Source organism: Allofournierella massiliensis (assembly GCF_964241245.1).
Taxonomy (GTDB): Bacteria; Bacillota; Clostridia; order Oscillospirales; family Ruminococcaceae; genus Allofournierella; species Allofournierella massiliensis.
Window position 1 is genome coordinate 19,083 of the sequence record NZ_CAXSWZ010000035.1, and the last position, 10,256, is coordinate 29,338.

The window sequence follows — 10,256 nt, forward strand, 5'->3', positions numbered from 1 at the left end:
AAAGTATTGTAAGCGTGGGTTGTTTCTTTAAGAAGGAGGATTTTTAACGGTGAAACAACCTTACAATACTACGATTTACAACACGGCGCTTTATATGAGATTGAGCCGGGACGATGAAAACTATGGTGACAGCGTAAGCATTGAAACACAGCGGACAATCCTGCAACAGTACGCAAAGGAACAGGGACTTCATGTAGTCGGTGAGTATGTGGACGATGGCTGGTCGGGGACGAACTTTGAACGCCCGGATTTTCAGCGCATGATGGACGATGTGGAAGCCGGAAAAGTAAACTGCATTGTCACGAAAGACCTTTCCCGTTTCGGGCGGGAACATGTGATGATGGACTACTATCTGGAATTTCTGTTCCCGGAAAAACGGGTGCGCTACATCGCCGTTGCGGAGAATGAGGACACAGAGAAAGGGCTTTCCGATTTTGTCCCGTTCAAAAACCTGTTCAATGAATGGTTTGCGAAAGATACAAGCCGCAAGGTAAAGGCCGCTTTCAAAGCAAAGTTTGCCACAGGACAGCGTATCGGCGCTTATGCTCCCATCGGGTACAGGAAACACCCGGAAATCAAAAACAAGCTGATAATCGACGAGGAAACCCGCTGGATAGTGGAGAAGATTTTTGACCTCGCCATTCATGGCAGAGGGGCGGCCAGTATCACAAGAATACTGATTGCGGAAAAGGTTCCCACGCCGGGATTTATCAACTTCCAGCGTGACGGGACTTTCGCAAACATCTATGCGGGTGCGCCAGAGGAAAAAAGCTACGCATGGACGATAGCGCAGGTCAAGAGCATTATGAAAGACGAAACCTATATCGGCCATACCATCCACTACCGGGAAACAAACATTTCCTTTAAGAACAAGCGGAGGATACGCAAGCCCCAAAGTGAATGGGTGCGGGTGGAGAACACGCAGGAGCCGATTATCAGCGAACAGGTTTTCCGGCAGGTACAGGAGCAGATAGCAAACCGCCGCAGAAAATGCAAGGACGGTACAACACAGATTTTTTCCGGATTGGTAAAATGTTCGGATTGCGGCTGGTCGTTGTCCTATGGGGAGAACAGGCAGAACAGCAAGCCTTACGGCCATTATCATTGTAGCAAGTACGGACAGGGCACACGCCAATGCTCCATGCATTATATCCGCTATGATGTGCTTTACGCCTATGTCCTCTCCCGTCTGCAATACTGGTCGGGGCTGGTACAGCATGATGAAGAACGGCTTTTGAAGCGGCTGTTAAATGCCAATGACAAGGGACAGGCCGCCGCAAGAAAGAAGCAAGCCGCAGAGTTGAACAAAGCGGAGAAGCGGAAAGCCGAAGTCGATACCCTGTTTGCCCGGATGTATGAGGACTGGGCGGCGGGGCGTATCACAGAATACAACTTCTCTATGCTGTCCGGGAAGTACCAGAGCGAACAGGCTGAACTGGACACAAAGATTGAACAGCTTCAATCCGCTATCGCCACTGAAAGCCAGAACGCCGCAGACGCAGAAAAATGGATTGCCTTGATGAAAGAGTGCGTCAATCCAACAGAACTGACCGCCGAACTTTTGAATACGCTGATTGAAAAAATCGTTGTCCATGAAGCGGTCAAAGGTGAGGACGGAAGCCGGGAACAGGAGGTAGAAATCTTCTACCGCTTTATCGGCAAAATTGATTAAATGACACCAATATTTTTAACTATGTGATACCGGAGAAACCTTGCCGGACATCCGCCAGTCGAAACGGCTGGCCGTTTTGTACCACATCACGCTGGACGAGCTGGTGGAGTACGATTTCGACGAACAGCAAGCCCGGGAGATGATCGACAGCGTGAGCGAGGAAGCCCAGGCGAAGATCGACTGGAACAGGGTGTGGAGCAAAAAGTACCCGGTGCTGGCCACCTACCACAAAACGGTGCGCATCGACGACTACGCCCCCCAGCTGCGGGAGATGCTCACCCAGCTGCAGGTGGAATACGGCTACAACACCACCGACGCACTTCTGGTCTTGAAGGACATTCTGGCCCGGGTCTGGAAGGGCCAGATGTGACCCCCATCCCCCAAAAAGAAAGGACACCCCATGGACTACACCCGCGAAGAGCTGGCCGAGGCAAAGCGCCAGATCGACTCCACCCTGCACAAGCTGCGCCAGACCGTGAAAACCCTTGAGGAAAAGGGAAACCCGGCGCGGTACAAATCCCAGCTGACGCTGGCAAGAAGGCGCATCGAGGCCTTCACCCTTGCCAACGAGCTGATCCGGCGGGAGCTGGAAGCCCTGCCCACGGAATAAGCCCCAAAACCGGCCCCTGCCTTTGTGCAGCGGGGCCGGGCGGCCTTTTTCTGCCCGAAAACAGGCGGTGCACATCGGTTTTGCCCATCCGCAACCGCCGGTTGACAAATTGCCCAGCGGGCTGGGTGGCGGGTAACCGGCACTTCTGCTACAATGAGAACAGCAAAACAGAACCCGCAAAGAAGGAGTTGGGAATATGATCTTAGCAGAAAAAATCATGAAGCTGCGCAAGGCGCAGGGCTGGTCGCAGGAGGAGCTGGCGGCGCGGCTGGGGGTGTCCCGGCAGTCGGTGTCCAAGTGGGAATCCATGGCGTCCATGCCGGATCTGGACAAGATTTTAAAAATGAGCGAGCTGTTCGGGGTGAGCACCGATTACCTGCTGAAGGACAACGCCGCCGAAGAGGAGGGCTGCGCCGCCCCCCTGCTGCCGGAGGAAGGCCCCGCGCCCCGGCCCATCTCGCTGGAGGAGGCCAACTTCTATCTGGAGCTGAGCGAGCGCTGCCACAAATTCATCGCGCTGGCGGTGGCGCTGTTCATCCTGTCGCCGGTGCCGCTGATCGCCATCACCGGCATGGCGGAATACGGCCGTATCGCCCTCAGCGAGGACGTGGCCGCCGCCGTCGGCCTGTTGCTTTTGTTCGTGATCGTGGCGGCGGGGGTGGCCATTCTGCTGCCCAGCGGCATAAAGCTGGAGCGGTATGAATTTCTGGAAAAGGAGCCCATCGCCCCGGAATACGGGGTGGCGGGCATTGTGGAAACCAAACGGGAGGCCTTTGCCCCCATCTACCACAAGGGTCTGGTGGTGGGCATCGTGCTGTGCATCCTGAGCGTGGTGCCCCTGTTTTTCTGCATGGCGCTGGAAGCCGAGCTGTCCTGCGTGTTCGCGGTCTGCCTGCTGCTGGCCCTCATCGCGGTGGGCGTGTATATCATCGTCCGGGTGGCCTGCCCCTGGGAGAGCTACGAAAAGCTGCTGGAGGAGGGCGACTACACCCGGGAGCACAAGGCGGAAAACCGGCGCAACGACCCCTTCACCGGCTTCTACTGGTGCCTGATCACCGCCATTTATCTGGGCTCCAGCTTTTACACCGGCCACTGGGCCCGCACCTGGATCATCTGGCCGGTGGCGGCGGTGCTGTTCGCCGCGCTGCTGGCGCTGCGCCGGATGCTGCGCCCCGAACGCTGAGCCCCTTTTTCGTTTTTTCCTTTGCCCCGGCAGCCGAAGCCCTCGGCCGCCGGGGCTTTTTTGTAACCGCCGGTTACAAAAACCTGCCCGGCGCGTAACGACCCGTCGCTTGTGGCGGCGGGCGGGATGGTCTACAATAAAGGCAGGAAGAAGCGCGGCGCACATCCACATTTGACCCGAACAAGGAGCACACCATGGAACTGAACCGGATGAAGATCGGCGCGGCCATTGCGGCCCGCCGCAAGGAAAAGGGCCTGACCCAGGAGCAGCTGGCGGCCCGGCTGGGGGTGAGCGCCCCGGCGGTGAGCAAGTGGGAGACCGACACCTCCTACCCGGACATCACCCTGCTCTGCCCGCTGGCCCGGGCGCTGGGCACCAGCGTGGACGCGCTGCTGCAATTTGAGGAGACCTTAAGCGACGAAGAGGTGGTGCGGCGGGTAAACGACCTGCTCACCGCCGCCATGAATCAAATGCCGGACGGCTGGCAGGCCGCCGAGCAGCAACTGGAGGAGCTGCTGCACCAGTACCCCGGCTGCACCGCCCTGCAATACAACGCGGTGGCCAGCTACGACGCGCTGGCCATGTTCTTCCCCGCGGCGGGCGAGGAAGCCCGCACCCGCTGGCGGGCCCGCAAGCGCCAGCTGCTGGAGGAGGTGCGCGAAAGCGGCAACGCCGCCTACTGGCAGACCGCCACCATCGGGCTGGCCATGCTGGAAATCACGGACGGCGACGCGGAAACCGGCGCGGCGCTGCTGCGCCAGCTGCCCGAGCGGGTGGGCGACCCCACCGGCACATGGGCCCGGTATTACCTGAAAACCGGCCAGCCCGGCAAAGCACTGGAGACCACCCAGAAGCAGCTGTACAAGCTGATCAGTCAGGCCCAGAGCCTGCTGGCCACCATGATGGACCCGAAGCTGCTGCCCGAACCGGAGCGGCGGCGGGCGGTGTGCGAAGCCTGGGGGGCGCTGGCCCGGGCCTTCGATTTTCCGGACATGAGCGCAGGCCTTGCCATGGAGCTGTGGTTGCAGGAAGGAAGGCCGGACGAAGCCGCCGCCTGCTTTGCAAGCTATGTGGAGGTGCTCACCGGCCCGCCCGCCTTCCCCCGGGCGGACATCTTCGCCCCGGGCGTGACCGCGAAGCACCCGGAAGGCGCCGAAGCCAGCAGCCGGGAGCTGCGCCGCCTGCTGCCGAGTGAAATCCGGCAGGACGAAAAATACCGCCCCCTGCTGAGCCACCCGGTGTTTGCCGCCGCCCTCGCCCGGCTGGAGGAGAGCATTTGATACAAAAAACCGCCCTCATTGGCCGTTTCCAATGGGGGCGGTTTTCTGCTTATTTCAGTTCCTGTTCCAGACCCCGGAACAGCGGGGAATGGAAAAACTCTTCGATGGTGATGCCCAGCCCGTCGCACAGCTTCTGGATGGTGGACACGGTGGCGCTGCGGTTGCGGCCGCTGATGATGTTGTTCACCGTGGACTGGGTCACGCCGCTCATGTTGCACAGCTTATTGATGGAGAGGTCCCGCTCCCGGCACAATTCCAGAATGCGTTCTCTCACCGCTTCACCAATGTTCACGGGCATCACCTCACGTTTTTCGGGCCGCGCTCAGGCCAGCTTGGCTTCCAGATTGGCGCGGATGGCGCGGATGAATTCCAGGCTGTCCACGGGCTTTGTCTCCACGCCCTCAGCCAGGCCGCACAGATCCCTGGTCATCACGCCGCTGGCCAGCGTGTCCAGGCAGGCGGCTTCCAGCGTTTTGGCGAACTTCACCAGCGCGTCGTTGCCGTCCAGCTCGCCCCGCTTTGTCAGCGCGCCGGTCCAGGCGAAGATGGTGGCCATGGGGTTGGTGGAGGTGCTCTCGCCCTTCAGGTAGCGGTAGTAGTGGCGGGTCACGGTGCCGTGGGCGGCCTCGTATTCGTAGTTGCCGTCCGGGCTCACCAGCACGCTGGTCATCATGGCCAGACTGCCGAAGGCGGTGGAGACCATGTCGCTCATCACGTCGCCGTCGTAGTTCTTGCAGGCCCAGATGAAGCCGCCCTCGCTGCGCACCACGCGGGCCACCGCGTCGTCGATCAGGGTGTAGAAGTATTCGATGCCCGCGGCCTCGAACTGCTCTTTGTACTCCTTCTCGTAGATCTCGGCGAAGATGTCCTTGAAGGTGTGGTCGTATTTCTTGCTGATGGTATCCTTGGTGGAGAACCACAGATCCTGCTTTGTGGACAGCGCATAGTTAAAGCAGCTGCGGGCAAAGCTCTCGATGGAGGTATCCTTGTTGTAGGTGCCCTGCAGCACACCGGCGCACTCGAAGTCATAGATGGTCTGGCGCATCTCGGTGCCGTCCGCGCCGGTGAACACCAGCTCGGCCTTGCCGGGGCCGGGAACGCGGAACTCGGTGCCCTTGTACACGTCGCCGTAGGCATGACGGGCAATGGTGATGGGCTTTTTCCAGGTCTTGACCACCGGCTTGATGCAGTCCAGCAGGATGGGCGCACGGAACACGGTGCCGTCCAGCACGGCGCGGATGGTGCCGTTGGGGCTCTTCCACATCTCGTGCAGGTCATACTCGGTCATGCGCTGGGCATTGGGGGTGATGGTGGCGCACTTGACCGACACGCCGTACTTCTTGTTGGCCAGCGCCGCGTCCATGGTCACCTGGTCGCCGGTGGCGTCCCGGTTGGGCAGGCCCAGGTCGTAATATTCGGTGTTCAGCTCCACAAAGGGGCACAGCAGCTCCTCCTTGATCCACTGCCACAGCACGCGGGTCATCTCGTCGCCGTCCATCTCCACCAGCGGGGTGGTCATCTTGATCTTTTCCATCGGCTTGTCCTCTCTTTCTGTCTAATCGGGGCGAACAGGCCGCGTTACGCGCCCAGCTCCCGCAATACCTTGTCCATGATCTCCACGCCCTGTCTGATCTGCTCTTTTGTGGGGGTGGAGAAGTTCAGCCGCACGCTGCGGCAGTCCGCGTCGGCGGTGTAGAAGGCGCTGCCCGGCACCACCGCCAGCTTGTGCTCCAGGCACTTTTTCACGAAGGCGTCGGTGTCCACCGTTTCGGGCAGGGTGGCCCAGATGAACATGCCGCCCTCCGGCCTGATGTAGCTCAGCCGGCCGGCCAGCTTTTCGTCCATCTCGGCCATCATGTAGTTGGCCTTTTCCCGGTAGATTTCCTGCAAACGGGCCAGATGGGCGTCCATGTCGGTCTGGGTGAGAATCCGCTCGCAGACCCGCTGGGCCCACACGTTGGTGTGCACGTCGCTGCCCTGCTTTGCCACCACCATCTTGCCGATGAACTCCGGCTGCCCGGCGCAGAAGGCCAGCCGCATGCCCGGGCACAGCACCTTGCTGAAGGACCCGGCATACACCACCGCGCCGGTGGTGTCGAAGTGCTTGATGGGCGGAACCGCTTCGCCGGAAATGCGCAGCGCGCCGTAGGGGTCATCCTCCAGCACCGGCACGCCGTAGCGCACCGCCAGCTCATAGATGGCCCTGCGCTTTGCAAGGCTGGTGGTGTAGCCGGTGGGGTTCTGGAAGTTGGGGATGCAGTAGAAGAATTTGGGCTTTTCGTCCCGGAACACGGCTTCCAGCGCGTTCAGATCCACGCCGTCCGCCTCCAGCGGCACACCGGCAAGGCGGGCGCCGAAGCTGCGCATGGAATTGTAGGCCCCCAGAAAGGCGGGCTCCTCCACCGCGATCACGTCGCCCTCGTTGCACAAAAGCTTTGTCATGAACTCGATGATCTGCTGGCTGCCGCTGGTGATGATCACCTCATCCGCATCGCGCACCACCGGCCACTGCCGGTTGGCGTAGGCCCGGGCGGCTTTGCGCAGGGGGCCGTAGCCCTCGGTGACGGAATATTGCAGCATGCCCACCGGGTCGGTGGCCAGCAGCTCGTCGCTGAATTTGCGGATGGTGTCCGCGGGGAAGCTGTCCGCCGCCGGGTTGCCGCCCGCAAAGCTGATCAGCTGCGGGTCGCTCATCTGCTTGAGCAGCTCGCGGATGATGCTGGGCTTCATCTGTTTGACCTTGTTTGAATAACGGAATTCCATGCCGAATCGCTTCTTTCCTTTTAAAAATATCCCATTAATGGGGGATGGAGGCATAGCCGCTCTCCACTGTGATGACGCAGAAATAATCCGGGCGGCTGCTGCGCACCGCCTGCTTGATGGCCCGCTTCAGGTCGGCCTCGTCCATTTCAAAGTCCACGGGGGTCACGCAGTCGAAGATCAGGTTGGTGTGGGTGGGGCCCGCCACCATGCGCAGATCGTGGATGGAGAGCGCCGGGTCGATCTCCTTCACCACCTCGCCCAGCCAGTGGCGGGCGTCGTTCACCTTTTCGTCGCTGGTGATGATGGGGTCGAAGTGGATGACCACATGCAGGTGGTCATTGTCCCAGAAATCCCGCTCGATGTTGTCGATCACATCGTGACTTTCCATCACATCGGCTTCGGCGGCCATCTCCACATGCACGCTGGCGAACTGGCGGCCGGGGCCGTAGTCGTGCACCATCAGGTCGTGGGTGCCCAGAACGCCGGGGTAGCTCATCACCTTGTCGTGGATGTAGTGCACCAGCGCCTCGTCCGGGGCCTGGCCCAGCAGGGGATCCAGCGTCTCCCTGATCAGGCCCACGCCGCTGTACAGAATGAACGCCGCCACCGCAAGGCCCATCCAGCCGTCCAGCTCCAGCGGGGTGAACCGGCTGATCAGGGTGGCCAGCAGCACCGCGCCGGTGCTCAGCACGTCGTTGCGGCTGTCTGCCGCGGTGGCCTGCAGGGTGGAGGAATCGATCAGCTTGCCGATGTGGGTGTTGAACAGAGCCATCCACAGCTTTACCAGAATGGACGCCGCCAGCACCGCCACCGACAGCCAGCTGAACACCACCGGGGTGGGATGCAGGATTTTGTCCAGACTGTTCTTGGCCAGCTCCACGCCGATGACCAGCACCATCACTGCCACCGCCAGACCGGCCAGATACTCGAACCGGGCGTGGCCGTAGGGGTGGTCCTCATCGGCGGGCTTTTCCGCCAGCTTGAAGCCGATCAGGCTCACGATGTTGGAGGATGCGTCGGACAGGTTGTTGATGGCATCCGCCGCGATGGCGATGCTGCCGAATACGGTGCCGGCGATGAACTTGCCTGCAAACAGCAGCAGGTTGCAGAAGATGCCCACCACACCGGCCATGCGGCCGTAGGCGCCGCGCACGGCGGAGTCGCGGGTGTTCTCATGGTTTTTTACAAAAAGCCGGATCAGGGCTTTGGTCACGTTGAATCCTTCCTCTCTTGTGGCAAACCGAACCGGATTTTTTCGATTCACCGCTTTATTATAGCATAGCAAAAGCCCGTTGACCAGTGGTTGTACGGGCTTTTTGCTTTTGCCGGCGTTTGTTTTGCGGTTGGCGCACCGGCCGTTTTCAGTTCTTCACTTTTTTCAGGTCGGACACCGGGCGCCGAACGCCCTTGTCGTCGATGTAGTCGGCATTGTCCAGCTGGCTGCGCAGGCTCTGCTTCATCTCGTCGATGTACTCCCGGCGCAGGGCGGCCTGTTCGGCCTTTTCGGCCTCGGTGAGGCCCTCTTCGGTGCGGGATTTTTTGGCCAGCTCGTTGATGCGGGCAATCTTTTCCTTGGTCATATTCCATGCGCTCACTTTCTGTGTTTTTCTTCCAGACATATAAGGGTATTGTAACAGATTTTACCGCAAAACGCAAAGTCAGCCCGGCATTTCTGCCGGGCTGGTTTTGCAACAGCGATTATAAGGAAGCTTTCCTTTACAGAGGAAAACGGAGATGGTTGTCTGGTCCCGGCTCGGCACTGCAATGCCTCGCATCGCCGGGCTCCAGTGTAAGTGCGCAGCGGGCAGCAATTCGGCCCTGGCCGCCCTGCCGCAGCAGTAATACCGGGTTTTGAAAGACGATTGTCTTTCCTTCGGTCTACGCTTCTTATCTTACAGGCAAATTGTGGATAAATCGTGATAGGCCTATAAACATTCTGCGAAAAGCGTGAAAAGCGGGCCCGCACTGGCGCGGCGGGGCAAAACGTGATACAATTAGCGCCGAAGGGCCGCCCGAAATCTGGCCCGCGAAAAAGGAGATTTTTCCCATGGCAAACCGCCCCAACTACCCCAAAATGATGGAACAGGTGCTGCTGAGCCTGGGCGAAAGCCGCCCCCGGCTTTTGCTGCATGCCTGCTGCGCCCCCTGCTCCAGCGCCGTGCTGGAGATGCTGTACGGCTTTTTTGACATCACCATTTTATATTATAACCCGAACATCTGGCCCGCATCCGAGTACCGCCGCCGGGCGGACGAGCTGCACCAGTTTGTGAAGCAGGCGAATCTTCCGGGCATCACGCTGGTGGAGGAGGGCTACGACCAGAGCGAGTTCTACACCGCGGTGGCCGGGCTGGAAGCCGAACCCGAGCGGGGCGGCCGCTGCACCGTGTGCTACCGGCTGCGGATGGAGCACGCGGCCAAATACGCCGCCGAGCATGGATTTGACTGGTTCTGTTCCACCCTCTCGATCAGCCCCCGCAAGGACGCAGAGAAGATCAACGCCATTGGCCGGGAGCTGGAAGCCAAATACGGCGTGCGCCACCTGCCCAACGAGTTCAAGCGCAAAGAGGGCCACAAGCGCAGTCTGGAGCTTTCGGCCCAGTACGGCCTGTACCGGCAGGACTGGTGCGGCTGCGAATTTTCGGCCCGGGGCAGCGCCCCGAAGCCGGAGCAGCCCGCCCCAGAAAAATAACCGCATCAACACCGCCCCGCCCGGCCCCGCAGCCGGCGCGGGGCTTTTTTGTGCCAGCC

General features: G+C 60.2%; 11 protein-coding genes. 6 read left to right on the forward strand and 5 right to left on the reverse strand.

Features of this window, described 5'->3' with window-relative positions; translation table 11 throughout:
• Positions 1-49 precede the first annotated feature (49 nt).
• The 5 genes from ACESYO_RS14505 to ACESYO_RS14525 all read left to right on the forward strand — a co-directional run bounded on the left by ACESYO_RS14505 (position 50) and on the right by ACESYO_RS14525 (position 4,745).
• A complete protein-coding gene (locus ACESYO_RS14505; RefSeq protein ID WP_435413791.1) occupies positions 50-1,672 on the forward strand; it encodes a recombinase family protein in 1,623 nt (540 codons plus the stop codon).
• Between the two features lie 40 nt (positions 1,673-1,712).
• Positions 1,713-2,042 carry a DNA-binding protein gene (locus ACESYO_RS14510; RefSeq protein ID WP_283129584.1) on the forward strand — a complete coding sequence of 110 codons (330 nt, stop codon included), beginning with the start codon at positions 1,713-1,715 and terminating at the stop codon, positions 2,040-2,042.
• Between the two features lie 30 nt (positions 2,043-2,072).
• On the forward strand, positions 2,073-2,282 hold the full coding sequence (locus tag ACESYO_RS14515) for a hypothetical protein (protein ID WP_373210565.1): 210 nt from the start codon (positions 2,073-2,075) through the stop codon (positions 2,280-2,282).
• A gap of 196 nt (positions 2,283-2,478) precedes the next feature.
• Complete coding sequence (locus ACESYO_RS14520; RefSeq protein ID WP_058962690.1) at positions 2,479-3,465, forward strand: helix-turn-helix domain-containing protein; 987 nt, start codon at positions 2,479-2,481, stop codon at positions 3,463-3,465.
• 194 nt (positions 3,466-3,659) lie between these two features.
• Positions 3,660-4,745 (forward strand): helix-turn-helix domain-containing protein, encoded by a 1,086-nt coding sequence (locus ACESYO_RS14525; protein ID WP_373210563.1) that lies wholly within the window; start codon positions 3,660-3,662, stop codon positions 4,743-4,745.
• Between the two features lie 49 nt (positions 4,746-4,794).
• Here ACESYO_RS14525 and ACESYO_RS14530 read toward each other — a convergent pair whose 3' ends face one another.
• From ACESYO_RS14530 to ACESYO_RS14550, 5 genes are all read right to left on the reverse strand, one after another.
• Entirely contained in the window at positions 4,795-5,037 is a 243-nt protein-coding gene (locus tag ACESYO_RS14530; protein WP_276871176.1) for a helix-turn-helix domain-containing protein, read from the reverse strand.
• A gap of 30 nt (positions 5,038-5,067) precedes the next feature.
• Entirely contained in the window at positions 5,068-6,279 is a 1,212-nt protein-coding gene (locus ACESYO_RS14535) for an NADP-dependent isocitrate dehydrogenase (RefSeq protein ID WP_373210560.1), read from the reverse strand.
• A 44-nt stretch (positions 6,280-6,323) separates the two neighbouring features.
• Positions 6,324-7,508: an aminotransferase-like domain-containing protein gene (locus ACESYO_RS14540; RefSeq protein WP_373210558.1), complete on the reverse strand. Its 1,185-nt coding sequence runs from the start codon at positions 7,506-7,508 to the stop codon at positions 6,324-6,326.
• Positions 7,509-7,542: 34 nt separating this feature from the next.
• Entirely contained in the window at positions 7,543-8,721 is a 1,179-nt protein-coding gene (locus tag ACESYO_RS14545) for a cation diffusion facilitator family transporter (RefSeq protein ID WP_373210556.1), read from the reverse strand.
• 148 nt (positions 8,722-8,869) lie between these two features.
• Complete coding sequence (locus ACESYO_RS14550) at positions 8,870-9,088, reverse strand: DUF896 domain-containing protein (protein WP_276871181.1); 219 nt, start codon at positions 9,086-9,088, stop codon at positions 8,870-8,872.
• A 467-nt stretch (positions 9,089-9,555) separates the two neighbouring features.
• Between ACESYO_RS14550 and ACESYO_RS14555 the strand changes: the two genes are divergently transcribed.
• Complete coding sequence (locus ACESYO_RS14555) at positions 9,556-10,197, forward strand: epoxyqueuosine reductase QueH (protein ID WP_373210555.1); 642 nt, start codon at positions 9,556-9,558, stop codon at positions 10,195-10,197.
• Positions 10,198-10,256 lie beyond the last annotated feature (59 nt).

Coding starts and splice junctions, on each gene's coding strand:
- ACESYO_RS14515 (WP_373210565.1), top strand. CDS start 2,073: ATGGACTACACCCGCGAAGAGCTGGCCGAGGCAAAGCGCCAGATCGAC.
- ACESYO_RS14520 (WP_058962690.1), top strand. CDS start 2,479: ATGATCTTAGCAGAAAAAATCATGAAGCTGCGCAAGGCGCAGGGCTGG.
- ACESYO_RS14525 (WP_373210563.1), top strand. CDS start 3,660: ATGGAACTGAACCGGATGAAGATCGGCGCGGCCATTGCGGCCCGCCGC.
- ACESYO_RS14535 (WP_373210560.1), bottom strand. CDS start 6,279: ATGGAAAAGATCAAGATGACCACCCCGCTGGTGGAGATGGACGGCGAC.
- ACESYO_RS14540 (WP_373210558.1), bottom strand. CDS start 7,508: ATGGAATTCCGTTATTCAAACAAGGTCAAACAGATGAAGCCCAGCATC.
- ACESYO_RS14550 (WP_276871181.1), bottom strand. CDS start 9,088: ATGACCAAGGAAAAGATTGCCCGCATCAACGAGCTGGCCAAAAAATCC.
- ACESYO_RS14555 (WP_373210555.1), top strand. CDS start 9,556: ATGGCAAACCGCCCCAACTACCCCAAAATGATGGAACAGGTGCTGCTG.